At 68.2% G+C, this 24,964-nt stretch carries 29 protein-coding genes and 2 pseudogenes; 17 read left to right on the plus strand and 14 right to left on the minus strand.

What is annotated here, in order from left to right; translation table 11 throughout:
- Positions 1 to 52: 52 nt before the first annotated feature.
- The gene (locus tag NS4_RS33125; protein WP_439955750.1) at positions 53 to 343 is read left to right on the plus strand and encodes an alpha/beta hydrolase family protein; all 291 of its coding nucleotides are present in this window, start codon (positions 53 to 55) and stop codon (positions 341 to 343) included.
- On the opposite strand, the pseudogene NS4_RS33945 reads toward NS4_RS33125, so the two are convergent.
- From NS4_RS33945 to NS4_RS01705, 4 genes and pseudogenes are all read right to left on the minus strand, one after another.
- Positions 309 to 491 (minus strand): annotated as a pseudogene (locus NS4_RS33945) (alpha/beta hydrolase family protein); the annotation flags it as partial. The gene NS4_RS33125 and the pseudogene NS4_RS33945 sit on opposite strands and share 35 nt — an antisense overlap.
- 224 nt (positions 492 to 715) lie before the next feature.
- Positions 716 to 1,201: a hypothetical protein gene (locus NS4_RS01695; RefSeq protein ID WP_157105842.1), complete on the minus strand. Its 486-nt coding sequence runs from the start codon at positions 1,199 to 1,201 to the stop codon at positions 716 to 718.
- Between the two features lie 29 nt (positions 1,202 to 1,230).
- On the minus strand, positions 1,231 to 1,707 hold the full coding sequence (locus NS4_RS01700; protein ID WP_063057678.1) for a GreA/GreB family elongation factor: 477 nt from the start codon (positions 1,705 to 1,707) through the stop codon (positions 1,231 to 1,233).
- A gap of 330 nt (positions 1,708 to 2,037) precedes the next feature.
- A complete protein-coding gene (locus NS4_RS01705) occupies positions 2,038 to 3,573 on the minus strand; it encodes a PucR family transcriptional regulator (protein WP_063057679.1) in 1,536 nt (511 codons plus the stop codon).
- Between the two features lie 208 nt (positions 3,574 to 3,781).
- On the opposite strand from NS4_RS01705, the gene NS4_RS31195 reads away from it, so the two are divergent.
- From NS4_RS31195 to NS4_RS01720, 4 genes and pseudogenes are all read left to right on the plus strand, one after another.
- The gene (locus tag NS4_RS31195; RefSeq protein WP_218020278.1) at positions 3,782 to 3,958 is read left to right on the plus strand and encodes a hypothetical protein; all 177 of its coding nucleotides are present in this window, start codon (positions 3,782 to 3,784) and stop codon (positions 3,956 to 3,958) included.
- A 340-nt stretch (positions 3,959 to 4,298) separates the two neighbouring features.
- A complete protein-coding gene (locus NS4_RS01710) occupies positions 4,299 to 4,889 on the plus strand; it encodes a hypothetical protein (RefSeq protein ID WP_063057680.1) in 591 nt (196 codons plus the stop codon).
- Positions 4,890 to 4,917: 28 nt separating this feature from the next.
- Positions 4,918 to 5,217, plus strand: a pseudogene (locus tag NS4_RS01715) (CocE/NonD family hydrolase); the annotation flags it as partial.
- A 124-nt stretch (positions 5,218 to 5,341) separates the two neighbouring features.
- On the plus strand, positions 5,342 to 6,304 hold the full coding sequence (locus NS4_RS01720; protein WP_063057681.1) for a hypothetical protein: 963 nt from the start codon (positions 5,342 to 5,344) through the stop codon (positions 6,302 to 6,304).
- A 21-nt stretch (positions 6,305 to 6,325) separates the two neighbouring features.
- On the opposite strand, the gene NS4_RS01725 is transcribed toward NS4_RS01720, so the two are convergent.
- Complete coding sequence (locus NS4_RS01725; RefSeq protein WP_157105843.1) at positions 6,326 to 6,634, minus strand: alpha/beta fold hydrolase; 309 nt, start codon at positions 6,632 to 6,634, stop codon at positions 6,326 to 6,328.
- Between the two features lie 256 nt (positions 6,635 to 6,890).
- Between NS4_RS01725 and NS4_RS01730 the strand changes: the two genes are divergently transcribed.
- A complete protein-coding gene (locus NS4_RS01730) occupies positions 6,891 to 7,766 on the plus strand; it encodes a phytanoyl-CoA dioxygenase family protein (RefSeq protein WP_063057683.1) in 876 nt (291 codons plus the stop codon).
- Between the two features lie 27 nt (positions 7,767 to 7,793).
- On the opposite strand, the gene NS4_RS01735 is transcribed toward NS4_RS01730, so the two are convergent.
- A complete protein-coding gene (locus tag NS4_RS01735) occupies positions 7,794 to 8,666 on the minus strand; it encodes a class I SAM-dependent methyltransferase (protein WP_063057684.1) in 873 nt (290 codons plus the stop codon).
- A 630-nt stretch (positions 8,667 to 9,296) separates the two neighbouring features.
- On the opposite strand from NS4_RS01735, the gene NS4_RS01740 reads away from it, so the two are divergent.
- From NS4_RS01740 to NS4_RS01755, 4 genes are read left to right on the plus strand one after another with little or no spacing between them, the layout of a single operon-like run.
- Positions 9,297 to 10,271, plus strand: a complete 975-nt coding sequence (locus tag NS4_RS01740) for an ABC transporter ATP-binding protein (RefSeq protein WP_063057685.1) — start codon at positions 9,297 to 9,299, stop codon at positions 10,269 to 10,271.
- On the plus strand, positions 10,271 to 11,083 hold the full coding sequence (locus tag NS4_RS01745; RefSeq protein ID WP_063057893.1) for an ABC transporter permease: 813 nt from the start codon (positions 10,271 to 10,273) through the stop codon (positions 11,081 to 11,083). The genes NS4_RS01740 and NS4_RS01745 overlap by 1 nt, the downstream gene beginning before the upstream one ends.
- The gene (locus NS4_RS01750; RefSeq protein WP_084486525.1) at positions 11,023 to 12,222 is read left to right on the plus strand and encodes a sensor histidine kinase; all 1,200 of its coding nucleotides are present in this window, start codon (positions 11,023 to 11,025) and stop codon (positions 12,220 to 12,222) included. Before NS4_RS01745 ends, NS4_RS01750 begins: the two co-directional genes overlap by 61 nt.
- Positions 12,219 to 12,836, plus strand: coding sequence for a response regulator transcription factor (locus NS4_RS01755; protein ID WP_063057686.1), 618 nt, complete (start codon positions 12,219 to 12,221; stop codon positions 12,834 to 12,836). Before NS4_RS01750 ends, NS4_RS01755 begins: the two co-directional genes overlap by 4 nt.
- 6 nt (positions 12,837 to 12,842) lie before the next feature.
- Here the strand turns inward: NS4_RS01755 and NS4_RS01760 are convergent, their stop codons facing one another.
- Together NS4_RS01760 and NS4_RS01765 are read right to left on the minus strand one after the other, a co-directional pair.
- Complete coding sequence (locus tag NS4_RS01760) at positions 12,843 to 13,838, minus strand: NAD(P)H-dependent flavin oxidoreductase (protein WP_174552053.1); 996 nt, start codon at positions 13,836 to 13,838, stop codon at positions 12,843 to 12,845.
- A 112-nt stretch (positions 13,839 to 13,950) separates the two neighbouring features.
- The gene (locus NS4_RS01765) at positions 13,951 to 14,394 is read right to left on the minus strand and encodes a MarR family winged helix-turn-helix transcriptional regulator (RefSeq protein WP_063057895.1); all 444 of its coding nucleotides are present in this window, start codon (positions 14,392 to 14,394) and stop codon (positions 13,951 to 13,953) included.
- A 328-nt stretch (positions 14,395 to 14,722) separates the two neighbouring features.
- Here NS4_RS01765 and NS4_RS01770 point away from each other — a divergent pair, with 328 nt between their 5' ends.
- The 4 genes from NS4_RS01770 to crcB all read left to right on the plus strand — a co-directional run bounded on the left by NS4_RS01770 (position 14,723) and on the right by crcB (position 16,840).
- Entirely contained in the window at positions 14,723 to 15,220 is a 498-nt protein-coding gene (locus tag NS4_RS01770; RefSeq protein ID WP_157105844.1) for a hypothetical protein, read from the plus strand.
- Between the two features lie 209 nt (positions 15,221 to 15,429).
- On the plus strand, positions 15,430 to 15,939 hold the full coding sequence (locus NS4_RS01775) for a nuclear transport factor 2 family protein (protein ID WP_063057689.1): 510 nt from the start codon (positions 15,430 to 15,432) through the stop codon (positions 15,937 to 15,939).
- Between the two features lie 50 nt (positions 15,940 to 15,989).
- On the plus strand, positions 15,990 to 16,481 hold the full coding sequence (locus NS4_RS01780; RefSeq protein WP_245664979.1) for a fluoride efflux transporter FluC: 492 nt from the start codon (positions 15,990 to 15,992) through the stop codon (positions 16,479 to 16,481).
- Complete coding sequence (gene crcB, locus NS4_RS01785) at positions 16,478 to 16,840, plus strand: fluoride efflux transporter CrcB (protein WP_063057690.1); 363 nt, start codon at positions 16,478 to 16,480, stop codon at positions 16,838 to 16,840. The genes NS4_RS01780 and crcB overlap by 4 nt, the downstream gene beginning before the upstream one ends.
- Positions 16,841 to 16,915: 75 nt before the next feature.
- Here the strand turns inward: crcB and NS4_RS01790 are convergent, their stop codons facing one another.
- Both NS4_RS01790 and NS4_RS01795 read right to left on the minus strand, forming a co-directional pair.
- Positions 16,916 to 18,013 carry an NAD(P)H-dependent amine dehydrogenase family protein gene (locus NS4_RS01790; protein WP_063057691.1) on the minus strand — a complete coding sequence of 366 codons (1,098 nt, stop codon included), beginning with the start codon at positions 18,011 to 18,013 and terminating at the stop codon, positions 16,916 to 16,918.
- A gap of 49 nt (positions 18,014 to 18,062) precedes the next feature.
- The gene (locus NS4_RS01795; RefSeq protein WP_063057692.1) at positions 18,063 to 19,088 is read right to left on the minus strand and encodes a Rieske 2Fe-2S domain-containing protein; all 1,026 of its coding nucleotides are present in this window, start codon (positions 19,086 to 19,088) and stop codon (positions 18,063 to 18,065) included.
- 236 nt (positions 19,089 to 19,324) lie between these two features.
- Between NS4_RS01795 and NS4_RS01800 the strand changes: the two genes are divergently transcribed.
- Positions 19,325 to 19,882: a TetR/AcrR family transcriptional regulator gene (locus tag NS4_RS01800; RefSeq protein ID WP_245665024.1), complete on the plus strand. Its 558-nt coding sequence runs from the start codon at positions 19,325 to 19,327 to the stop codon at positions 19,880 to 19,882.
- A gap of 132 nt (positions 19,883 to 20,014) precedes the next feature.
- On the opposite strand, the gene NS4_RS01805 is transcribed toward NS4_RS01800, so the two are convergent.
- From NS4_RS01805 to NS4_RS01820, 4 genes are all read right to left on the minus strand, one after another.
- A complete protein-coding gene (locus tag NS4_RS01805) occupies positions 20,015 to 20,353 on the minus strand; it encodes a hypothetical protein (protein WP_063057693.1) in 339 nt (112 codons plus the stop codon).
- Positions 20,354 to 20,740: 387 nt separating this feature from the next.
- Positions 20,741 to 21,415: a sterol desaturase family protein gene (locus NS4_RS01810; RefSeq protein WP_063057898.1), complete on the minus strand. Its 675-nt coding sequence runs from the start codon at positions 21,413 to 21,415 to the stop codon at positions 20,741 to 20,743.
- Between the two features lie 68 nt (positions 21,416 to 21,483).
- Positions 21,484 to 22,206, minus strand: coding sequence for a FadR/GntR family transcriptional regulator (locus NS4_RS01815; protein WP_063057694.1), 723 nt, complete (start codon positions 22,204 to 22,206; stop codon positions 21,484 to 21,486).
- Positions 22,207 to 22,247: 41 nt separating this feature from the next.
- Positions 22,248 to 22,559 (minus strand): hypothetical protein, encoded by a 312-nt coding sequence (locus tag NS4_RS01820; RefSeq protein WP_245664981.1) that lies wholly within the window; start codon positions 22,557 to 22,559, stop codon positions 22,248 to 22,250.
- A gap of 123 nt (positions 22,560 to 22,682) precedes the next feature.
- Between NS4_RS01820 and NS4_RS01825 the strand changes: the two genes are divergently transcribed.
- Together NS4_RS01825 and NS4_RS01830 are read left to right on the plus strand one after the other, a co-directional pair.
- Entirely contained in the window at positions 22,683 to 23,837 is a 1,155-nt protein-coding gene (locus NS4_RS01825) for an acyl-CoA dehydrogenase family protein (RefSeq protein WP_063057696.1), read from the plus strand.
- 306 nt (positions 23,838 to 24,143) lie between these two features.
- Positions 24,144 to 24,959, plus strand: coding sequence for a DUF1206 domain-containing protein (locus NS4_RS01830; RefSeq protein ID WP_063057697.1), 816 nt, complete (start codon positions 24,144 to 24,146; stop codon positions 24,957 to 24,959).
- Positions 24,960 to 24,964: the final 5 nt, after the last annotated feature.

Raw genomic sequence — 24,964 nt, forward strand, 5'->3', positions numbered from 1 at the left:
ATTCCTGGGATACAGCAGCGACGCGTAGTTCCTGGCCAACCGTGGCTACGCCGTGCTGCAGGTCAACTTCTGGGGTTCGCTCGGCTACGGGCGCCGGCATGTCACGGCCGCGATCGGCGAGTTCACCCGGGCGATGCGCGACGACCTGCTCGACGCCGTCGACTGGGCCGTCGGCCAGGGCTTTGCCGACCCGGACCGGATCGGTATCTACGGCGGGTACGCCGCACTCGTCGGGATCACCGTCACACCGGACCGCTTCCCGCCGCCGTCGACTATGTCGGTATCCCCGACCTCGCGAACTTTCCACGCACCCTGCCGCCGTTCACCCGGGCATACAACGTGAACAACTGGGATTCGGCCTGCACGACGCGAACGTCGTCGGCCCCCTGCGCATCCAGCAGCGGGGTGGTGATCCGGTCGGCCATGGTGATCGGCGACCGCGTCCGGATATCGCCCTCCTGCTCGGGAATGTCGGGATCACCGACGTAGCGGCACGACAATATCGTCGTCTCACTGCGTGCACCCGTGTCCCGGTCGACTGCCTGGTCGCCGATGACGATGGACACGGATTCGCCAACCCCGAGAACCGGATCCGTCTCTACCACGCCATCGAACGGCACTTCGCCGAGCACCTGGGCGGCCGCCGAGACGCCTCCCGGGCGTAACGGACACCCGGAACGGCGGGTCGGGAGCCGTCCGCTGCCGGAGGTCTTCGCTATCGGCCTTCGCCGTCCCGCCGAGGCGAATCCGACCTGGGGTGGGCATCGGGCACCAAAATCGTCGTGTGCCACCGCTCGTCCTCCCACATCTGCTCGGGGAGAGCCGAAACCGGCCGGTGTTCGACGGGTGTGGCCAGGGCGATCACCAGGGTGGTCCGTTCGACCAGGCGCCGTCGTGCCCGGGTCATCGCACCGGAGACCTCCAGGACCCCCGGGCCGGGACCTATCGTGACCGGAAGATCCACCCGCAGCGGCGCCGGCCTCCACGTCAGGGGATCGGCGCCGCGCCGGGCGAGGTAGGTGCGCGGAGCCTCCTCGGTGCCGCACGAGAGCACCGACAGTGTCCGGTCGGCGTGGGGCAGGCCGAAGAGGTCCCAGAATCCCGCGGACAGCCAGGAACGGATCGGCAACGCGATCGTCCGGTCGTTCCGGGCGATCGCTGGGGAATCGATATGGACAAGGGTGATTCCACTCGTGCGCACGTGCATTTCCGAGCCGGCTCGGTCGGCTTTCATGCCGTGTGGGAAGCGCTCGCCACAGCATGCCCGTAAGGGACGGCCTCGAGCAGGGTAACCCGGAACTCGGTGCCGTTGGGTACACGGTAGGTGCGCTGTTCGCCGCGCCGGGCCCCGGTGAGCGCGGCGCCGAGAGGCGAGTCGGGGGAGTAGACCTCCAGGTCGTCGTGATCGCCGGCGCGGCTGCCGAGCAGGAATGTTTCGGTATCGGCGGTGTCGTCGTAGCGGACGGTGAGCACCATCCCGGGTTCGGCGATACCGTCGTCCGGTGGGTCCTGCCCGAATACGGCGTTGTTCAGCAGATCCCGGATATGCGCGATACGAGCCAGACGCTGGCGCCGAGCGGTGAGCCGGTCTTCCGGGTCGGCGTTCTCGGTCTCCCCGGCGGCTTCGGCGGCGAGCAGTTCGGCCAGTTCGGTCCGGAGTTGTTCGTGTGCGTGCGGTGTGAGCCATACAGGCGAGCTATTGGTCATATCCGTCCTACAGGGTTTCGATCGGAAAGGAGTTCTGCCGTCGGGGCCGGGGGAGGAGAGGCCGCCCCGACGGCAGAACTCCGTGGAGCCGGGTACCGACGACACCGGCTCCACGGATGGGGAGATAGCCGAGGATTCAGCCGGGTATCGGGTTCTGCACCCGATACCGTGCTGCTCGTTCGCGGTCGAGCCGACTCGTTGCGCGCGCCATGCTCACCTCCACGTCGAACGATGCGCTGTAACAGCCATGATGGCCCGGGTGGGGAGGGGGCGCATGTCCGTACGGCACAGTTACGCCCCCATGAGTTGTTCTGTTTCTACAACCGGCGGTCAGTCGTCCTCGAAAGCAGCCAGATCGATCGTCATGGCCAGCCGGGTGCGTGCGTCTTCCAGTTCCAGAACGGCCACCTCGCGCATTTTCCGCATCCGGTTGCGGACGGTGTTCGGGTGAACGCCGAGGCCGGCGGCGGCGATCACCGGATCGCCCTGGGCGTCGAGCCACGCCCGCAAGGTCGCGACATAGTCGGTGGCGTGCGCGCTGTCGTATCGGCGCAACTCCGCGACCGGCCCGCGCGCGGGTATCCGGCCGGTCCGCGCCGCGGCCCGCAATCGCTGGAGCAGGATCTCGCCCCACGATTCGTCGTAGGCCGGGTACGCGCGATCCGCCGGCCCGTGTTCGTGCAAAGCCAGGCACTCGTCCGCCTCCTGGCGAGAGGCCGGCAGGTCCGCGGCAGTGGCCGGCCCGCCGATTCCGGCCGACAGCTGCACGCGGGCCGGGAGTGCCGTTCGCAGGGCGGTCACCCAGTCCCGTGCCGTCCGCACCCGGTCACTGGGCAGGATCGTGTAGACGGTGTTGTCCGACAGTGTGCTGCGGCCCGGCCGCGACCAGCCGAAACCGAAGGTGGCCTGCTCGAAGGCCAGCAGTAGTCCGGCATGCCGTTCCGTCGCGATCTGGGCGCGTACCGCGACGACGCGTAAGGGCGCCGGCGCCAACCCGAGTCGGCCGGCCACGGTGGTGGCGTCCGGACTTCCCTCCAGTAGCCGGATCACCAGCTCGGATTCGACCTGCCGTTCCAGGTCCGCGCTGGCCCGCGACCGCAGGAGATGTAGCGCCACCGTCCTGGCCCCGTCGGCCAATGCGGCCCGCCGGGCGCCCGGTATCGGTTCGGTGCAGGTCACCCACACCGAACCCAGCAGTTCCCGGCCCACCCGCACCGCGACCACCATCCGTCCGCCGAGTCCGTGCCCGGGGTCCGGTGCCACGAACACGGGTTCGTCGGAACCCGTCAGATGCGCATGCACACCGCGTGATTCGAACAGTTCGCGCAGGGGAGCGGGTTGCCGGCGCTGCAGCACCGTCTCCTGAAAGGCTCGGTCGGCGACCTGTCCCGGCGAGGAGTGAGCCATTACGCGCGACAGCGGATCCTCGATCGTCACCGCACCGTCCACCGCGGTCGCCAGGCTGTCGGCCAGCGCGAAGAGGTCCGTGGGACCGCGCCCGGACGCGGTCTCGCGCCCCTCCAGCACCAACCCGTAGACCACCCCGGCGAGCTGGCTCCACGACACCGCGGGATCGACCATCAGCACCGCGATCCCGTCCTCGGGCCCGATCGCAGCCGCCGCACGGTCGGCCTCGGCGCTCCCGCGCACCAGTACCGCGACCGCTTTCGCCGCCCGCGCCCCGGCCACCGCCTCTTCGACGGAACCGGCGCCCACGGCGAGCAGGATATCGCCGGTCGCTTCTTCGGCACCGGTCGCGTCGAACATCGCGACGCTGCGGATCACGGTCGCCCGCGACACCGGGCAGCAGCGCAAACGCACTCCGTATCCGCCCAACACATTCACGAGATGGTCCAACCGCACCATGAACGACTCCTGTCCACACTCGTGCAGCCACCGTAGCCGCCTTCGCGCTACGAATTCGTGCGCAGCCCGGCTCGAAGCACACGCCGCCATCGCGGCACCGGCCCGCCGGGTCCGCCGCCTGGTCGTCGGCCCACAGGTGCGGATTTCCGGCAATATCCCCGCAGCATCGAGGAATCCCCGTACTGGAGATTGTGCCCGTTTTCTCCTCGTGCCCTACCTGGTCGCCCGCGTGGGCGGGGTGGCGCTGCTGCGCCTCCGGGTCGCCGCCGAGATGCGCACGCTCGTCGATCTGCGCATCGAGGAGTGCCCGCTCCCTGCGCTCGGAATCGATATGGTCTGGAACCCGCACCCGAGCGACGTTCAGCGCCGCGTCGAGCCCGCGTAACCTTCGGACACGAACAGCTCCACGCCGGCATCGAGCAGGAGCTTGCGCGTCATCTCCTTCTGCGCCTCGCGAAGCGTCGCCATGCACGTCAGCGTAGAGCACGACGATCGCGTTCCATCCCGCCCGGTTGTTCCGAGTACATCCCGATCGACAGCGTGGCACTGTGTCAACCCTCGTGACACTCTGCGTGCCCGGCAGGTGATCGCGACGGGGGTCGCACCGGCATCGGTGGAACCGGACGATTCGAAAACCGGACCCCGTGGCCGGAAGAAGTGTCGGAGGGCCGGGATACCGTCGGCCGTCGCTGTCGCCCGGGCGCGACGGATCGAAGGAGGACCCGATGGGCTCCGAACGCACTGTGCGCGAGGTTGTGGAGTTGATCATCGAGCTGGGGCTCGTCGACCCGGATACCCCCGCGCAGCGGACCTTCCTGGGCAGGCAGCTACTGGTGGAATCCTTCGACGAGCCGCTGAGCTACTACGGGCACACCGAGCAGAGCGCGGTGCTCGCCCTCCTCAGCGAGCTGGGAATCCGGTACACCTTCTACTACAAGACCTTTCGTCACATCGGCGAGAGCAGCCATGACGAACGTCGGGAGTGGTACGAATCCGAACTGCAGTCGATCGCGGAATGCAGCCGCGGGATGGTGACCATCACCGACGTGCGACTGGTGGAGAACGACGAGAAATGGGAGCTCCTGTTCGACAGCAACGGAGTGACCGAGTCGTGGCCGGTGTACCCCGGTGACGACGAAGAGTTCGAAGCCGCGCTCGTTTTCGCCACCTATGTCACCGGGATCCACACCGGCCTCGTCGAGCGATTTCGTTCCGTGGAACCCTTCGACGAAGACCTCAGCGGTGAAGCGGTTTTCGGCGATCCCGAAGCACTCGACAAATTGGGAGCGCATTTCGGTCTCGCGTTCGGACCCTAGGCAGGCGGTCGTTGCCGGCTGATCTGCGCGCAGCACCGAGGGCAATCCGCGCCATCCGAATATTCGGGCGGTACCGGTGCAGCCGGGCACGATCGAGGAATATGTGCCGCGTCTCTACCCGTTCGCCGCGATTTTCCGGCCGGGGCATCGGCTGACGGTGGAACTGTCCAACAACGAGCGTTTGCAGGACTCGCACAAGGCCCTGCTGCCGCCGGATGCCTTCCACCTGCGGGTGGGTCGTCCGGTCACCCACAAGATCTATCGCGATGCGGCACACCGGTCCCGGCTGGTGCTGCCGTTCACCACCCACGCCATGGCGAGGGAATAGAAAGGCCGTCGGGAAATTCCGTATCTTCTCCAAGTGCTGATTATCGCGGGGCGAAGCGGGTAGGCCCTGGGCAGGTGCAACGTGGCACCCGCCAGAAAATCGACACCGGAGGAACGATATTCGTATGACTTCGCGTGAAACCACCACTCTGCTGGCGCAGCTGCGTGCGATCCGTGAGCTGACCGATACCGAGATCCAGATCGCGGAAACCCGTATCGGACAGGCTCGGACCGAGGCAGTGCGCCGCGAATTGTCCGAGAACGCCGAAAACGCCCGGGCCCGCGCCGAAGCCGTCGGCGCCGCCATTCGCGAACTCGGCGGGGTACCCGAGGTGATCGGCCCCCTCCTCGGGCGGGCGACCGCCGTGGTGAAGGCGCTCATCGAACAGGCGCAACCGTTCGACGAGGCCCTGCTGGGCGATCTCACCCTGGAACACCAGCTCCTCGACCGCGCGCGGTACGTGAAGGCCCTCGCGACCAGTGCGGGCCGCAGCGATATCGCGGCGCTGGCGCAGCGATTGATCACCGCACACGCCGCGACCGTGGACTGGCTGACCACGGTCCTCGCCGAGGAGGCACTCGGCGGTCCGGCGGCGCTGCGCCGCACGCCATTACAGGCGGCGGCCGGTGCTGCCGTGAAGTTGGTCAATCTGCCCGTCACCTGGTCCGCGCGTGGTGTGGACCGCGCGCTGGATACCGTCCGGGCCGCCCCGCCCGCGCTCGGCGAACTCCTGGCCCGGGGTGCGCACGCGGGCGATATCGCCGCCCGGACGTTGACCGCCTCCCGCGACGCCGCGCTCGAGAGCGCCGAGCAGGTGACCCGCCGGGAAGGTGCGGGTACCGCCGCCGGTTCGCTGCATTCGGTCCGCGCGGCCACCGGTGTGCTCGAACCGGAAGAGTTGCCCGTCGCCGACTACGACCAGCTCAATGTGAGCCGAGCGGTCGCGGCGGTCAAAGAGCTGACCGACCCGGCCGATATCCGGGCAATCGTCGCCTACGAGGAGGCGCACAAGAAACGGCACGGTGTGGTCTCGGCGGCGCAGACCCGGCTGGCGGTCGTCGCCAAGGAAGTGGCCGGCCTCAACTGACCGCGTTGTTCGCCGCGGCGCTCACCCGGCGATCGACTTCATCCAGTCCCGCACCGCCGCCTGATAGTCGGCGGTGTTGCGGGCGAGATTCACCGAATGCCCGCTCCCGGGCAGCACGAAAGTGCGCAACCGCGCGGCCGGAGAGAAATGCGGTGCCTCGGCGGCCTGCAGGGTCGCCGTATCGGCACAGACCCGGGAGCAGAGCACATCGTCGCTGCCGTTGACCACGAGTACCGGCGCGGTGATCTGCGCGGACATCGGCGGCAGGGCGGAGGTCGGTCCGTCCGGACACTCCGTCGCGGCGATCACATCCTTGGTGGCTTCGTCCACGGCGGTACCGTCGAGGGCTCGCCGATCACCGCCACCGGATGAACGGTCGCGCGGATCGCCGGTGCGCACCCGGGCCGGGAGCGGCCGGTTGCGCACCGCGGGCCGGGAGCGGCCTGTTGCGCACGGTGGGCCGGTAGTTGCCGGCCGCGGACCTCCGTGCGGCAACGATGGTGGCCGCACCGGAGATATTGCGGAACTATAAGAGCGGTAACGCAATTGGGTCCGTACACGGGCCCGAATCGCTCGAGGAGCACTCGTGAACCCTGCACAATCTCCGCCTCCGGTCGATGTCATCACCTCTCTGGACGATCTGCGGGGCGATCTCGCGCGCCGTCATCCGGCGACCACCCCTACCTCGGCCGCGGTCGATCCGGCCACGGTCGCCGCCGATCTGTCCGCTCTCGAACGCGAGGGCTATGTCGTGTGGGAGAACCTGCTCACCCTCGACGAATGCGAACAACTCCGTGACGCGCTCACCCCGTTACTCGGGCCGACCGGCCGCAACACCTTCGAGGGACAGCGGACCCGCCGGGCCTACAACCTGCTCGAGAAGACTCGCGTCTGCGACGCGCTGGTCGAACATCCCCGGGTTCTTGCCCTGCTCGATCGGCTGTTCCTGCCGAATTATCTACTCTCGCAGTTACAGGCGATCGATATACTCCCCGGCGAGCAAGCGCAGATGCTGCACCACGACGACGGGTTCTACCCGATCCCGCGGCCCCGGCCCCCGTTGAGCGCCGCGACGATGTGGGCGATCGACGCGTTCACCGATACCAACGGTGGCACGGTGGTGCTGCCGGGCAGTCATCGCTGGGGTTCTGAGCGCAGCCCTGCCGAAACCGATGCCCGGACAGCGGTACGGATGCCGACCGGATCGTGCGCGTTCTATCTCGGCACGCTCTGGCACGGCGGCGGTGCGAATCGCAGTACCGGTGCGCGCCTGGGTGTGACGGTGCAGTACTGCGAGCCCTGGCTGCGGCCGCAGGAGGCCTACACCCTGGCCACCGGCCGGGATACCGTACGCACGGTGTCGGAGAACATCCGGCGGATGCTGGGGTACAGCATCCATCCGCCGTTCATGGGTGCTGTCGACGGGATGCACCCGAAACGGCTGCTCGACCGATCGATGTGACCGGCCTGTTCTCACGCCGCCTCGGCATCACCCCACTTTGCGCAGCGCGATTCGATACAACACCAGGTGCTGCTCCTCGAACTGCCGGATGGACGCCTCCAGGTATCGCTCGTAGGCCTCGGTGATCCGTGCCCCGGCCAGCTTCTCCGCCTCGGCGCGCCGGGCCCGGAGCCGCTGTAGCCATTCGGCGCAGGTGGCCGCGTAGTCATGGCGGTCGTTGACCACCGAACGTATTTCGAACAACTTCTCCGACGCGTGGGCGAGTTCGGCGAGCCGCGGTGGATCCGACTCCGGGAAGATCTCGTCGGCCAGGAACTGCACATCGGTGATCGAGTTCTGGTCGAGCGGTCGGTTGCCCTTGCCGATCGTCTGGACCACCAGGCCGCCGCCGGGGCGCAGCATGCTGTGGCAATAGGTGAAGAAGGCCCGATAGGTGGCGGTGCGTTCGCGTCGCGACAGCCCGAACCGCACGAAATGTTCGAGCGCCCCGATACAGAAGATGCTGTCGTAGGGGGTGCCGGGCCGATGATCCTGCCAATGTTCCAGGCGCACGTCGGTGCGTTCCGCTGCATGGGCGCGGACGTGGCGGTACTGGTCGCGGCTGAGCGTCAGTCCGGTGACCCGGGTCTGTGTGTGCCGGTCGGTGATCGCCCGCATCAGGCTGCCCCAGCCGCAGCCGATATCGAGAATCCGTTCGGTGCCGGTGAGCCGGGCCTGTTCGATCAGGTAGTCGAGCTTGCGCTGCTGCGCGCGGTCGAGGTCGTCGCCGTCGGCCCACAGGGCACACGAGTAGGTCAGGCTCGAGTCGAGCCACAGCCGGTAGAAGTCGGTCCCGATATCGTAGTGATGTTCGACCGCATCCGCCGATGCGCCCTGGCGTGCGCCGATATCCGATGCCATCACAGACCTCCGAAATGTGTTGTTGCGCCGATGTCGCCCGGCGAAAGGCTTCGGGCCGGTACGGCCGGTCGATCGACGGGCTCGGTGGACGGCCGGCCGCGGTACCGGTGGGTACCCGGCATGAATGCCATCGGTCGGGTACAGGATTGTTCCCGGGGCCGGTGACCTCGGGGCCGGCTGCGGGACCGGTGGCGTCCTTGCCTACCGTGGGTGAACCGCTCCGGACGGGTGCATGCTCACCGGAGCTGCGAGGGACGGTGAGGTGGGATCGCTGGTACAGCAGAAGATCTCTCGACCGGTCTCGCGGTATCTCCTGTTCGCGAGCGGGGAGTAAGCGGATCGGGTCGGCGCCGTAGTCGATTCTACGTGCGCGCGGCGGGACCCGTCCAGCTGCTGCATGCGTCAATTGCATTGTGCGAGCACAGATATCGATTACTTATTCGCTGCTGCGCGGTCGAGCGGGTGAACACCGTCGATGCCCGGCTTCTCCGAGCTTCACCGCCGGCGCCCGGGCGGAAACCGGTGCGGTCGGGTGATGACATTTGTCATCTCCGGCCCGTGAGAAATGCACGAGTATTCCGTGACTGCGCTTACTACAGATCCGGGTCCGGCTCGATGATCGTAGAAGCCATGAACAGCGCATATCCCGATCCGCCGCAACCGGCGGTACCCGAGATCGTCGTCGCGCGCGGTCTGCGCCGGACCTACGGCACCGGAAAGACCGCGTTCGAAGCGGTCCGCGGTATCGACCTACAGGTCGCCGAGGGCGAGGTGTTCGCCCTGCTGGGCACCAACGGCGCGGGCAAGACCTCGACGCTGGACATCCTGGAGGGGCTGGCCGAACCTTCGGCCGGTTCGGTCGAGATCTTCGGCCTCGATCCATACCGTCATCGTGACCACGTACGCGCGCAGGTCGGCATCATGCTGCAGTCCGGGGGTCTGCCCGCCGAGCTCACAGTCCGCGAAACGCTCGAGATGTGGCGGGGGACCTGCAGTAATCCGGCGAGTAGCGCAACGGTGCTCGCACAGGTCGGTCTGGTCCATCGCGCCGACGTCCGGGTCGGGTCCCTCTCCGGCGGTGAACAGCGTCGGGTCGATCTGGCCTGTGCCCTGCTCGGACAGCCGCGGTTGCTGTTCCTCGACGAACCGACCACCGGACTCGACCCGGAGAGCCGGCGCGGGACGTGGCGACTGTTGTCCGAGCTCAAGAGCTCGGGGGTGGGCATGGTGCTGACCACGCACTATCTGGACGAGGCGGAAGCGCTGGCCGATCGGATCGCGATCATGCACAAGGGTGAGATGGCGCGCACCGGGACTCTCCGCGAGATCGTCGACGGCCATCCGGCCCTGATCGCCTTCGACCATCCGGGTCTGCCGCTGCCGGACCTGTCCACCACCCGCATCGAGGCCGGAGCCCGGGTCACCGTGAGCACCCACGACCTGCAGGGTGATCTGTCGGTGCTGCTCGGCTGGGCGGACGACCAGGGCGTGCGGCTGGGTGGGCTGGAGGCCCGCGCCGCGTCCCTGGAGACGGTTTTCCTCGATATCGCAGACGATTCGGCCGCCGCGGCGGGGGTCGATCCCGAACCGATCGGAGCTCGCTGATGACCATGACCGCACTACCCGCCACCGGTTTTCGGCGCCGTCCGCTCGCAGCGCTCGCGAAGGCCGAGTACCTGCAATTCCGGCGGAACAAAACGCTGGTCTATCTAGCGACCGTCTTCCCGATCGGCATACCGGTGGCCCTGTTCTTCATCGCCCGCCGTGGCGATGCCTCCGCTGCGGATCTCGCGGTGCTCACCTTCGAAATGCTGGCGCTGGTGACCCTGCTTTTCGTGCAGTACTACTCGGTGCTGTCGATGGTCACCACCCGCCGCGGCGAGGGCGTACTGAAACGGCTGCGGACGGGTGAGGCCGCCGACTGGCAGATCCAGACCGCGCCCGCGATACCCGGGGCGCTGGTCACCCTCGGTGGCACCGCCGTGGTCGCCGCGGTCGTCTACGGGATGGGCGCGCCCGCGCCGGTCAACCTCGTGGCGATTGGGATCGCTCTGGTGGGCGGGATAGTCCTTTTCTCCCTCTTGGCGCTGGCGACCAGTACGTTCACCAAGAACGCCGAGGCCGCGCAGATCACCTCGTTGCCGGTGATGACGATCGCCATGCTGGGGATGACATCGATCCGCACGATGCTGCCGGATCGGCTCGCGGATCTGGCCGCCTGGACCCCTTTCGCGGCTGTCTCCGATCTGGTGTCCCTGGGCGTCGCCGGGAAAACGGCTCTCGCCGATTCCGGTGCCGCGCGCGATTTCGCAGGGACCTTTGCCGAGATGGGGCGTCCGTTTGCGACACTGGCGGTATGGACCGTCCTGGCGTTCGCGCTGATCCGCCGGAGTTTCCGCTGGGACGACCGCGGGTGAGCCGCTGGACCGGCCGGTGGCGCGCACTGCCGGCGGGCACGAAGTTCCGGCTCTACACCGGGATCACCTTCCACAGCGCGCTGGTCGCGGTGATCGTCACCATGGCGGTCACCGCACGCTCGCCGTGGGCGGCCGCCGGAGTCGTGCTCGCCGGTGTCGCGGCGGTCGTCGCGGTGGAGGCCCGCGCCGAATTCGCCCTATCGTCTCAATGGTTATCGCGTGGGTGGGTCCTGCCGGTCGCCGTCGCGGCACTGACCGGGGTATGGGCCGCCGCCGCCGTGGTCGCCCGGACGGCGGACGACGAGGCCGCCGTTGTTCCCGCCCGGATGGCCGGGGTCTATGTGGCGGTGCTGGCCGTGTTCGCCCTCGTATCGTTTCTCCGGCACAGGTGGTGGATTCTGTCGGCGCTGAGCGTGGTGACCGGGCTGGTCTTCGGGTCGTCGCCGGCGACGGTGGTGAGTGGGATCGTGGTGACCTACGTCGCCGGCGGGTTCGTCGTCGTCACGGTCCGGCTCACGATGTGGGGGTTGCGGGTTGTCGACGAAGTGGAACACGCCAAGGTCGTCGAAGCCGAACTGCAACTGGCGCAGCAGCGCTTGCGATTCGCGCGGGACCTGCACGATGTGGTCGGCCGCGGATTCTCGGCAATCGCCGTGAAAAGCGAACTCGCCGGTGTGCTTTCGCGTTCCGGCGAGACCGACCGGGCGGCCGAGGAGATGGACGAGGTCAAAACACTCGCCGTCGAATCGATGGGTCAGATGCGCGAACTGGTCCGGGGCTATCGCGGGATCGATCTGCTCGGTGAGGTGGCCGGTGCGCGCTCGCTGCTCGCGGCGGTGGGTTGTGAGCTCGGCGTCGAAGGCGATCCCGCGACGGTCCCACCACGATTCCACGAGGTCGCGGCCTGGGTGGTGCGCGAGGGTACGACCAATATCGTCGAACATTCCGCGGCCACGTCGGCGACTCTCGCGTTCGGCGGTGCCGGTATGTCGGTGCGCAACGACCGTCCGCGCGGCACGCCGGGACAGCATTCGGGACTGCGTGGTCTCGCCGAGCGGCTCGCGGCCGTCGGCGCGAGCCTGGCCGTCACCGCGACCGCCGACGAGTTCGTCCTGGAAATCCGCTGGGCGAAACAATGATTCCTGTCTTCCTCGCCGACGACGAAACGCTCATCCGCGCGGCGCTGGCGACGATGCTCGATCTCGAAGCCGATATCGAGGTCGTCGACCATGTCGGCTCCGGGGAGGAACTCCTGGCCGTGTGGCGGCGCCGCGCGGCGGGCGAGCCGGCCGCGGTGGCCGTCATCGATCTGCAGATGCCCGGTATCGATGGGATCGAGACCGCCACGCAGTTACAGCGGCTCACACCGGGTGCGGCCACGTTGATCGTCACCAGTCACGGCCGGCCCGGCTACCTCAAACGGGCGCTGGCCGCGGGTGTCCGGGGTTTCCTGCCCAAGACGACCTCGGCGGCGACGCTGGCCGATGTGATCCGCACGGTGCACAGCGGCGGCCGATATGTGGATCCGGAACTGGCGGCGGAAGCCATCAGCGCCGGTGACACGGTGCTCACCGCACGGGAGGCCGATGTTCTCGAATATGCCCTCGACGGCTCGTCGGTCGAGGACATCGCCCGGCGAGTGCACCTGTCGCCCGGTACCACGCGTAACTACCTCTCCTCGGCAATGGCCAAGCTCGGGGTCTCCAACCGGTACGAGGCGGCCCTCAGGGCGCGGGAGAAGGGCTGGATCTGACGATCGTCAGTCGCTCCCGGGCGCCGGCGCCGTGCCACTGCCGGTTCCGGCCGTCCACCGGCCCAACAGTCGATCGGCTCCGTCGCACAATGCGGCGATCACCTCACCGGCCGGGAGACTGCGGGTGAGGGCGCCGACGCCCTCACCGGCGTCGACAGGGGCGCGCCGGGGGTCCCCGGTGGCGGCAGCAGCCGCCACCTCGTCGCGGGCCGCACCGTCCCCGGACAGCGCGGCCTCCCGCTCCGCCCAGTGCCGGGTGGTCTCATTTGCCAGTACGCGGGCGGGATAGCGGTCCGGCCAGGGGAGCCGCTGCCCCAGATCGAAGACCCGGGTGACCACCGTATCGGTGGCCCGGGCGTGTAGCAGCGCGGCGCGCGCGGGTTCCGGGGTGAGCGCTTCCGGGCAGGCCGACAGGCAGGTGCCGAGCCAGGCGCCGGCCGCCCCCGCCGCGAGCACGGCCGCCAGGCCACGGGCGGTGGCGATACCACCGGCGGCGAGGACGGGCACCGTGACCGCGTCGAGTACCGCGTCGAGTACCGCGAGGGTGCCCAGCCGGGTTTCGCCGTGGCCGCCGCCCTCGCTGCCACGTGCGACCAGGACATCCACCCCGGCCGCTGCGGCCCGGCGGGCATGGTCGGCGTCGTAGACCTGGGTGACCGCCGCCGCGCCCGCCGCGTGGACCCGGTCGACCCAGGCCCACTCCTCGGTGAAACCGACCGAGACGAGCGCCGGCCGCGCGGCCAGGGCCGCCTCCAGCAGGGCGGGTTCACGCTCGAGCACCCAGCCCACCATGCCGATCCCGAAGACCGTGGGCGCCGGGACGAGTTGTCCGAGTTCGTGTTCCAGGGCCTCGGTCGATCCGGTGCTGCCCATACCGATCATCCCGAGACCGCCGGCCGCGGAAACGGCGGCCGCGAGCCGCCCCCCGGCCACTCCACCCATCGGGGCGTTCACAATCGGGACCGACAAACCCATCCGGTGTGACCACGGTGTTCCCGGCACCCACAGCCTCCTTCTCGTCCAGGCGCCCAGACGCCCCTCGTGCAGGCGACCTTACGGGAGCCCACGCCCGGGCCGGCCGCGCTGCGCGGCCGTCTTCTGGTGGCGGTGTGGTTCAGGGGGTGGTTCCGCCGGTGAACGCGTCCACGACGGCCGCCCCGATCCGGCGTTGTACCGGGTCGGCCGCGGAGCCGAACAGGCGTTCGTCGACGTCGGTGACCACCTGCTGGGCGGCCCGGAGCAGACGAATCCCCTCGGGCGTGAGTTCGATCGCCGACGCCGACCCGGCGCGAGCTGTACGGTCGTGCACCAGTCCGGCGCCGACCAGGGCCTTCACCGCCGTGTGCACGCTCTGCACGCTGATCCCCGACATCCGCGCCAGCTCCGAGAACGACGCCCCCGGGACTCCGGAGATATGGCCGAGCAGACCCAGGCGGCCGACGGTCAGATCCAGCGTTGCCAGGGCGGCGTTGAGCTCGGACTCCACTCGGCGCGCCAGTGTCAGCACGATGATCGAGGCGCTGGCCGGCGGGGGTGTCGGGCCGTTGTCGGTACTCACCGATCCAGTGTCGCGCACCGGCGCCGACGCACTGGTCGGCAGGCACGTCTGCTGTGCCGGGCCGGCGGACCACGTCGATGAGATGCCGGGTGGAGCATGCGACGAACGGGTGGACAGAGCGCTTCTGATGTGTACCGCGGACTCCGACGTGAAATGTTGTCCGCTCAGGCGTTTTCCGCCTCGGAGACAGCCGGGTCGGATACTGTCGACCGCGCATGCGGGGGCGGTGGGTGTCGCTCTCCCGCGCGCCGGATCTCCACGTCGTCCTGCCGCGCGGATCCGCTGCACGAGGGGAACTGTTCATCGAGGAAAGGATCGTATGTCTCGTATGCGTAGAACCGTGATGATCGCCGCGCTGATCGCGCCGTTGGCACTGGGTTCCGCAGTGGGCGCGGCCGCCGCGGCCCCGGTCGTGACCCCCTTGCCGATCCCGTTGGTGACCGGGCCGGAAATCGGCCCCGGCGCCGTTCCCGGCGCGATGCTGCAGACGATCTCGGTGGTGGGGACGACAGGCGAACAACCGGGGACGGTCACCTTCTCGGTGCCGGTTCCGGCGCCCTACCACTACCAATACAACTACCGCTGGATCACCGTGCACTGGCAGAACCTGAGCACCGGCGCCGCGGGCAGCGTCGACCTGCGGCACTGGAACGGGATCGGCGCCCCCGGCGACCCGAAGTATGCCGCGGCGCTGCCCACCAGCGCGCCGGTGGTGACGGGTCCGGGCCCCGTGCTGGTCACGGCGACGCACAACCGCGAGCAATACCAGGCCCCGCCGCAATCCACCGCGGTGATCCCCGCAGCGGGGGTCGTGCTCGCGGCCTGAGCCGGGTTCCGCGCGCGTGGGTGCGGTCGTGCCGGAACCCTTCGCACCCACGCGACGAGGACCGGCATTCGCCGGTAGTTCCCGGGCGGCGGCATCGGGCGAGGCCGGGTCGGCACCGCGTGGCCGTGATGTGATGTGATGCGATACGAGCCGGTTCGGCCGGGGCCGGCGTAGCGCAACGGATACCGGCCGCCGAACGAGGAGGCCGTATGTCCGGATCACCGTCACCTGAGGCCGACCCGGCCCATCGCCTCACCGTGCTGGAAGCGATCGAGGCGATCAAGGCGCTCAAACACCGCTACTTCCGCGCCTGCGATGCCAAGGATCCCGCCCGTTTCCGGGCGTGTTTCGTCACCGACGGCGCCGTCCTCGACTACGGCGAGCTGGGGGTTTCGGACGCGGACGGAATGGCCGCGGTCTTCGAATCCATCGCTCTTCGGCAGGTCGACGGGAAACATGTGGTGCTCGATATGCACCACGGGATGCACCCCGATATCACCGTGCACGCCGACGGCACCGCCTCCGGGCAGTGGACCATGCAGTTCCGTCAGGTGAACCTGCTCGACCACACCGATACACTGTCGACCGGTGAATACGAGGACTCCTACATCCTCGAGGACGGCCGCTGGAAGATCGCGGCCTCCCGGTTCCGCCGCCTCTGGTCCATCACCCGGCCCGTCGATGACACGTGCCGGATCGGCTGGTACGCGACCTCATGACGTCCGGCTCCGCCAGTCCGGTCCGGACGGCTCTGGGGTAGGAGACCGCTGTGCCCGATGATAGGCAACCGCTCCACGGGCCGTTTCTGCCCTTGGACCCCGATATCGATCTGCGGGACCCACCCCAGCGCGCCGAACTCGCCGCATCGCACGGCGCGATTCTCGCGGTCATCGCCGCCGGCGGGGCGCTGGGCGCGCTGGGCCGCTATGGCCTGACCCTCTGCTGGCCCACACCGCTCGGAGGGTTTCCATGGGCGGTGTTCGTCATCAATGTCGGCGGCAGTTTCCTGCTCGGTGCGCTGATGGTGGTGATCACCGAACTGCGACCGGCGCATCCGCTGGCGCGCCCGTTTCTCGGGGTCGGCGTACTGGGCGGGTTCACCACGTTCTCCACCTACGCCAACGATATCCGGGCTCTGCTCGCGCCGGGTTCCGCCGTGATCGGTGCCGCCTATCTGGCGTCGACCCTGTTCGCGGCGGTAGCGGCCTGCGCGCTGGGCGTCGGCCTCACCCGGCGCGCCGGGCAGGGAGGGGCGCGATGAACGTGCTGCTGGTGATCGCCGGTGCCGCGGTCGGCGCGCCGCTGCGTTACCTGCTGGACCGATTCGTACAGGTTCGGCACGACGGCCGATTCCCGTGGGGCACCTTCGTGGTCAACGTATCCGGATGTCTCGTCCTGGGCTGTCTCACCGGCGCGGGCCTGCCGGCCGCGTGGACGGTGCTCGCGGGCACTGGATTCTGCGGCGCCTTCACCACCTACAGCACCTTTTCCTACGAGACCGTGCGCCTGACCGAACAGCGCGCCTATCGGTACGCGATCGGCTACGCCGCCGGCAGTGTGGCCGCCGGGCTGCTCGCGGCGACGCTGGGCTACGCCGGCGCCCAGGGACTGTGCGGCTGAGCCGGTCGGCGCACCGATCCACGGTTCGCGGTTCCGTCGTGTCGCGGTGTTTTCCGAGCGACCGCGGTGCCCTCGCTACTGCTCCCGGTGGAGGTCGAAACGCCCGGCGAACGCGCGCAGCGGCAGATCGGCGCTGGTGATGATGCCCGGACGCGCCGCGACAACGGATCGCAGGGAGTTGAGGGCCGGTAATCCGGTGACGGTCATCCCGATCGAGGCGAAGTTCTCCGGATTCGACAGGTCGAATCCCTTCCGGGGGAAGATCATATGTTTGCTGTAGATGCTGGGATCGCCGGTGATCTGGGTGATGTAGCAGCCCTTGATATTCCACGCGGGGTCGGTGTGCGGGGTCATCTGCCATTCGAGGTGGGTCTCCACCCGCGGCACCCCGTCGACCAGACCCTGATATTTGATGTAGTTGGCGCCCAGTGAGCCCTTGGGCAGGAAATACCAACCCAGGTCGACGTCCTTTGTGCAGGCGCCGAGCTCGTAGCCGAAGGTGACCTCGTCCAGTTCGAGGTCGAAGGCATCGGCCATCAGGTAGACCGAATCGGCGAAGACCGCGGTGTATTTGTGCAAGGAGTCCGGGATGGTCGGATCGTCGACCGGGCGGCCATAACCGACTGCTTTCCAGGTGTCGACGGAATGGTGACAGGAGACGTCCACCGATTCGGTGACGGTGATGTTCTCGATCGCGGCGACGTCGGCGGTGTGCACGATCCCGAGGATCTGCGCCAGGCCCGGATTCATACCGGTGCCGTAGAAGGTGGAATTGCCGCGCTCGCACGCGGCTTGGATGACCTCACTGACCTTTCGGCCCGACGGGTGCGAGTGATTGGTGTCGCGGTGGAATCCGGTGATCCAGTCTGCGGTGGTCACCACGTCGATGCCCGCCTCCAGCACCTTCTCGTAGAGATCTTCGTCGGGGAAGACGCCGTGGAAGGTGAGGACATCGGGCCGCGCTTCGAGGATCTCCTCGACCGTACCGGTCGCCGTCACCCCGATGGGTCCGATGCCGACGATCTCGCCGGCGTCCCGGCCGATCTTGTCCGAGGTGTAGCAGTGCAGCCCGGCGAGTTCGAGATCCGGATGATCGCGGATGCGGCCGATCATCTCGGTGCCGAGGTTGCCGGTCGCGACCTGGAATACCCGGATCTTGCCGGAGGTGCTCATGGTCGGGCCTTTCTGTCTGCGGGTCGAGGCTGCTGGTTCGGGTCCGCGGTCATGCGCCGGCCGCGTTCACGTGCGGTGCGGGTTCGGAGGCGCCGGAGTCCGGGTAGAACTGCCGGGCCCATTCTCGCAGTGCCCGGAAGCCCGCGTATTCCTTGCGCGACAGCGCGGGTGGGTCCGAGTAGCGCTGATGTGCCCAGATGTGGATATCGGCTTCGAACTGCTCGATCACGAAACCGGCCATCGTCGTGCCGTAGGCGGTGATCTCCGTGCTCTCGTCGCCGGGTTCACGGCCGATCCACACGGTGAACCGGACGTCGGAGGTGCGCTCGTCGACCGGGGTGACCGCGGGCATGGTGCGGTTGTCGATCATGCCCCAGCTCTTGGTGATCGAACATCCGAGTCCGGCGTTGATCGATTCGACACCGCTGTTGACCTGGTCTTCGGCCACGCCCTCGTCGAAGGCGATGGTGAAATCGACGTAGGAGACGGGCCCGGAGAAATCGTGGCGGGTGAACTCCGGCACGAACGGGGTCTTGTGCACATACTTGAAATGCGCGAAATCGACACCGTTCTCCATGACGTACTGCGGGTGCAGTTCGAGTCCGGGCCGGTACAGCGTGGCCGCGGGCACCGGCGGATAGTAGTCCGCGGCGGTTTTGCCGTCCTCGAATGCCGCGAAGATATCGGGTACCTCGAAATGCGGTGGCCTTCCCTCGAGGTCGTACCAGATCCAGACGCCCTCGTTACGCTCCACCACCGGGTAGCTGCGGATGCGGCGGCCCTTGTTCGGGTGGCTCTCGTAGGGGATACAGACATTGCGTCCCTCGCGATTCCACTCCCACCCGTGGAACGGGCAGACCAGGTTCTCGCCCTCCACCCGGCCGCCGTAGCCGAGATGCGCGCCCAGATGTTCGCAGTAGGCGTCGAAGACGGTCACCTGACCCGATGCCGATCGCCAGGCCACCATTTCGCGGCCGAAGTATTTCATCCGGTGTACCGACCCGACGCCGATCTCGCTGCACCAGGCCACCTGGAACCAGCCCGTCGGCTCCATCGGCAGTGGTGGTTTTGCCATCGCGATCCTCCAGGCATCGGGGCTGTAGCGGGCGCGGCCACGGCACCGTGCGTGCGCCGGGTATGACGCCGGTCACGTGGCGCTCCCGAGCATAGAACCCTCTTTGAAAGAATTCAAGAGGCCTTTGTGAAACTGGATCCTGCAGCTCAGGGCAGGTAAAGTCGTCCGTCGTGACGGCGGAAACGGCGGTGGGCGGGAGACGAGCGAACAGGCGTGGGATCCAATCCCGGGAGAGCATGCTCGAGGCGGCGATCGCCTCGCTGGCCACCGGTGATCCCGCGGCGGTCTCGGGTAACCGGATCGCCCGCGATATCGGCGCCACCTGGGGGGTGATCAAATACCAGTTCGGTGATATCGACGGCCTGTGGGCGGCGGTCCTGCGATACACCGCGGACAAGCGGGGGGACCTGCCCGCCGGGATCAAACCGGACGGCACCCTGCACGAGCGGGTGGCCGCCATGATCGACGCCATGGCGGGCGGGCTGCGCAGGCCGGAATCGCTGGCCATCGAAACGCTGCGCGCCGCCCTGCCGCGCGAGCACGCCGAACTCGAGCGCGACTATCCGCGCACCGCCGCGGAACTGGCATCGTGGAAACCGAACTGGGACAAGGCCTGTCAGCGCGCTTTCGCCGATATGGAACTCGACCCGGACAAGGTGCGGCAGGTGGCCGCCCTCATCCCGGCGGCGATGCGCGGGATCACCTCCGAACGCACCCTGGGTACCTACGGCGATCTCGACGATGCGTTGAAAGCCTTGATCGGCGGCATAGTCGCCTATTTGGAGGCCCCGTGAAACGCCGCCCGGCGCGACACCTTCGGGCCGGCCGGTTCGGGCGCCTACGATCGACCGCGCCCGCGGCGGCCCGCCCGGTATCCGGGGCCGGAGATTCGAACCTACGGGTCTTCGCCTCGGTCGCCCCCTGCTTCACCCCTCGGGCGTTACCCGGACCGTGGTGATTCGCTGACCGCCGCGCATTGGTGTGGGTTGTGCCACGGGCGTGTCCGCCGAGCCCTCTTCGACCAGCCGTCGCCAGCGATTCGAGAAATTGGAGATACCCCAGCCCTGCAACCGGCCATGGGCCTCGGCCAGATCGGACCGGCGCATCAGGCCGGCTTCCCGGGCCGCGGCCACCGCTTCGATATACGCCGCCTCGGCAGACAGCAGCTCATCGACCACACGAGCCTGCTCGTCGAGCAGATCCTCGATACGGCAGGCGATCTCGTCTGGTGTCGTGCTCGTGTCCTGACCGGGAAATCGATGCATACGCCATCCTCGGAACTGTGGGGTGCAACCTGCAGAGGGAACCGGCTGCCCGGCGGTGCACGTCGAATCCCGAACCGCCCGAACGCCGTGAAGCTGTGGGTCCAGTACTACCCTGTGGTGGTTGGAGCTGCGCACCCGGTACCGGGTGGCCCGGCACCGGAGGGCGATGCGGGTGGCGAATTCCGCGCGAATACGTTGTGGCGGTACCAGGTTCGAGCCCGGCGCGGTAGCACACCCGGGAGTCTCGCGTCGGCGACTCGGGCCGGACGACCCGAGCAAGCGCCCTACCGGCGGTGAGCCGGGTAGGCGGGTCGGGTAGAGGCGGCTCCGGTCGGTTCGATCTTGTCGGCACCGGTGGCCGAGCGGTCCCGGATGCCACGCCGGGTGTCAGGCGCCTTGCGGCTTGTGCAGGGCCTTGGCGGTCGGGGAATTGGGGATCGAGGCGGGATCGGGATAGGTGCCCAGGACCCGGTCCGCGGTTCCGGCAGTGGTGACGGCGAACCAATAGTGCTCGTTCTTGAAATGATGCAGGCGGTGATTGCGGCGTACCGCGCGCAGGATCGCGCTGTGCGGCCGGTAGTCGGTGTGTACCAGGAGGTGGGTCCATTCGTACACCAGTCCGAGGACACCCACGGTGGTGAGGAAGGTCAGGCCCAGAGCCGGGCGTCCGAAGGCCAGTAGTGCGATGACCACCAAGGCGGGTAGCAGCCACAAGAAAGTCTGCCACGGGATGAAGACCAGTTCGCGGATTCGTGGATCGGCATGATGCTCGCGGTGCTTACGCGCCAGCAACGAGTCGATCCGCCACCGGCCCAGGGTGCGTGGCCGCCAGTGCAGCACGCAGACGTGGATGACCCATTCCACGAACGGGAACGCGGCCACCATGAGCACCGGCACCAGGGCGTCGGTGAGCTGCCAGTCGCCCACCAGGACCCGGGCCGTGGCGGCGGTGACCAGCAGCGTGGCGATCACCCAGGGCGAGGGCGCGTGACGGAACGAGGCGAACACGTCCGCGAGCGACTCCGGTGTGCGGCGAGCGGCCTTCGCCTCGTCGGCGGCCAGACGCCCCTCGGCGAGACGGTCGATCCCGGTGTTACGGCTGCGCCGGGCGCGTAGCGCATGCGAGAGGTTCACAGGGTCTGTTCCAATCGGTGCAGGAGGTTGTCGAATTCCACGGTGGCCGAGGACAACAGCGCTTCGGCGCGGGTACGTGCCGAATCGCTGTCGCCGGCGGCGACGGCCTCGGCGATCGCGCGGTAGCGCTCGGGCTGTCCCACCTCGGTGTCCATGACGCCGGTGAGGGCGGCCATGGCAGGTTCGTAGACGGCCCGCAGCTGGTTGAACAGCAGGCGATAGACGATCGAATCGGCGGCGTCGACCAGATGGTCCCAGAAGGTGAGCGCCGCGAGCTGGCGTGCCAGCGGATCGTCTCGACCGGCGAGTGTGTCCACCGCGGCCACGAGCGCCGGGCCGGAGGCCGGGCCGTGGCGGCGGGCGGCCAGGCCGGCGACCTCGCGGCCGAGCGTCGCCCGGGTCTCCAGGATGCTGCGTACCACGGAGTGGTCGAGTCGGCCGCCGCGCAGGACCAGCCGCGGCAGCAGTTCGAGTCCGCCGGAGCGGCGCGGATCGCGGACCGTGGTGCTGCCGCCCTGGCGGATCTCCACCAGCCCGGCCCGCGCGAGCCGCTGCACAGCTTCACGCACGGTGGGCCGGGAGACGCCCAGCGCTTCGGCCAGCTGACGTTCGGCGGGCAGGGCCGCGCCGGGCGCAAGCTCGCCGGTGAGGACGTCGTCGACGAGCTGCTCGTAGATTTCGTCCGGAACCGACCGGCGGGCGATCCGTTTCAGTGCCATACCTCGGACGGTAGACCTGCTATTGGTAAGAGGTCAAGTGGTCAGACCAGTTCGGTCGACGGCCGCCAGCCCAGCTCCGGTGCGATGTACTCGACTGTGTCGTGCAGGATCTGCTCGTAATCGCCGCGGTGGAATTCGTACGGTAGTTCCAGCCGTAACTCCGTGGTTTCGGCGAGGACCGGATCGGTGCGCAGGCGATCGAGGATCTGCTCGGCGGTGCCGATGAGATCCGGAGCGAACAGTATCCGCCGTTCGCCCTGCGGGGCGCGGGTGCGCTCGTATCGCCGTAACGGCGAGCGGGCGGATTCGCCGCGCGACAATCCCCGGCCGGGCGAGTACCGCGCTGGTGTCACGGTCGGCGGTGGGCAAGAGGCGACAGGCCCGCCCGGCCGAGCGGGTATCGACTACTGTGGGCCGACTACGGCCGTAGACATCGACGGGCAGGATGGGCCCGCGACACGGTGAGGACATCGCGCGTGAGCTATTACCTGAACGACGAAGAAGCGCTCCTGGTGCGGACGGTGCGTGAGTTCATCGATCGGGATGTGAAACCCGCGGTGCGGGAGGTCGAGCACGCCGACCGGTACCCCGAGGACTGGATCGAGCAGATGAAGCGGATCGGTATCTACGGTCTCGCGATCCCGGAGGAATACGGTGGCACGCCGGTGTCCATGCCTTGCTACGTCCAGGTGACCGAGGAGCTGGCCCGCGGTTGGATGTCGCTGTCGGGAGCGATGGGCGGCCACACTGTCGTCGCGAGATTGATCGGCCTGTTCGGCACCGAGGAACAACGGCAGCGCTATCTGCCGTCCATGGCAACGGGGGAGATCCGCGCGACCATGGCACTGACCGAACCCGGCGGCGGTTCCGATCTGCAGGCCATGGCCACCACCGCCCGACGCGAGGGCGACGAGCTCGTCATCAACGGTGCCAAGACCTGGATCACCAACGCGCGCCGTGCGGGCGTGATTGCGCTGCTGTGTAAAACGGACCCCGCGGCGACCCCGCGGCACCGGGGTATGTCGATCGTGCTCGTCGAACACGGACCCGGTCTCACGGTATCCCGTGACCTGCCGAAACTCGGATACAAAGGCGTGGAGAGCTGTGAACTGTCCTTCGACGGTTACCGCGCCCCCGTATCGGCGGTCCTGGGCGGAGTGCCCGGTAGAGGATTCCCGCAAATGATGAAAGGCCTGGAAACCGGCCGCATCCAGGTGGCCGCGCGGGCACTCGGGGTCGCCGCGGCCGCGCTGGAGGATTCGCTGGCCTACGCGCAGCAGCGGGAGAGCTTCGGCGAACCGATCTGGAAGCACCAGGCGGTGGGCAACTACCTGGCGGATATGGCGACGAAATTGACCGCCGCCCGCCAGCTCACGCGCCACGCCGCCGAAAGGTACGACCGTGGGGAGCGCTGCGATATGGAGGCCGGAATGGCCAAGCTGTACGCCTCCGAAGTGGCGATGGAGATCGCCCTGAACGCGATCCGTATCCACGGCGGCTACGGATACTCCACCGAATACGATGTCGAGCGTTACTTCCGCGACGCCCCGCTGATGATTGTCGGGGAGGGTACCAACGAGATCCAGCGCAATGTGATCGCGGCGCAACTGGTGGCCCGGGGTGGGCTGTGAACCCCCGCTTCCCGGACGAAGCGGCGTCGTGCGAATCCTCGCGGGCAACAGCGGATCGGCGGCCGCGGTGACCTCGGCCTGAGTCGGCTCGGGTGGTGGCGTGTTCGCGTCACCACCCGGAGGCGCACCGTTTCGCCGCTCTCTTCCCGGGTATCTGCTGAACGTTCCGTTCGCTCGAGGAGGCGTGGCAGCGAACAGGCGAGTGCGAGAAGCGGTTTCGGGTCGGCGCCGATCGGGAGTCCGGGTTCACGCGGTCGCCGTTCCGGTATTGCCCGGTCGCGCGCCTCCGGTACGAAGAGAGGCCAGATGATCCAGGTTTCCACATCCAGGCCGGTTTCCACGGCGCACCGTATCACCGACAGCCGGTTGTTCGAGCGCCTTGCCCGGGTCGGTTACGTGATGGCAGGGCTCGTGCACCTGCTGATCGGCTATCTCGCGGTGCGCCTCGCGTTCGGTGGCGGCGGCACCACCGATCAGTCCGGTGCCATGGCCGAACTCGCCGCCAAACCCGGCGGTGTGCCCGCGCTGGTCATCGCCATCGCCGCCTTCGTGTTCATGGCGCTGTGGCGGTTCACGGAGGCGGCGGTGGGCTCGCGCACCAGTGGTGGCGAGGACCGCAAAACCGATCTGTTCCACCGCGGCAAAGCGTTCGCCGTGGCTCTGGTCTATCTCGGCTACGCGATCACCGCGTTCAGCTTCGTTCAGGGCAGCGGGACTTCCAGCGGCGGTAAGAACGCCGGGTTGTCCGCGCGGATGATGCAGAGCACCGGCGGCAAGATCGCCCTCGTCATCGTAGGCGTGGTGATCATCGCGGTGGCCGCGTACCACCTCTACAAGGGCGCCACCCGCAGGTTCCTGAAGGAACTGCGCACCGACCGCGCGCTGCTGCGCAGGCTGGGAACCGTCGGGTATCTCAGTAAGGGGTCGGCGATCGCCGGGGCGGGTGTGCTGGTGATCGTGGCGGTGTTCCAGTCCGACCCCGGTAAGGCCAGTGGTCTGGACGCGGCGCTGAAAACGCTGGGTGCGCAGCCGTTCGGTCCCGTTCTCCTGGTCGCCGCCGGACTCGGTATAGCCGCCTACGGTCTCTACGATTTCGCCTGTGCCCGCTACGCCCGGATGTGACCGGC

This window comes from Nocardia sienata NBRC 100364, from assembly GCF_001613205.1.
Lineage (GTDB): Bacteria > Actinomycetota > Actinomycetes > Mycobacteriales > Mycobacteriaceae > Nocardia > Nocardia sienata.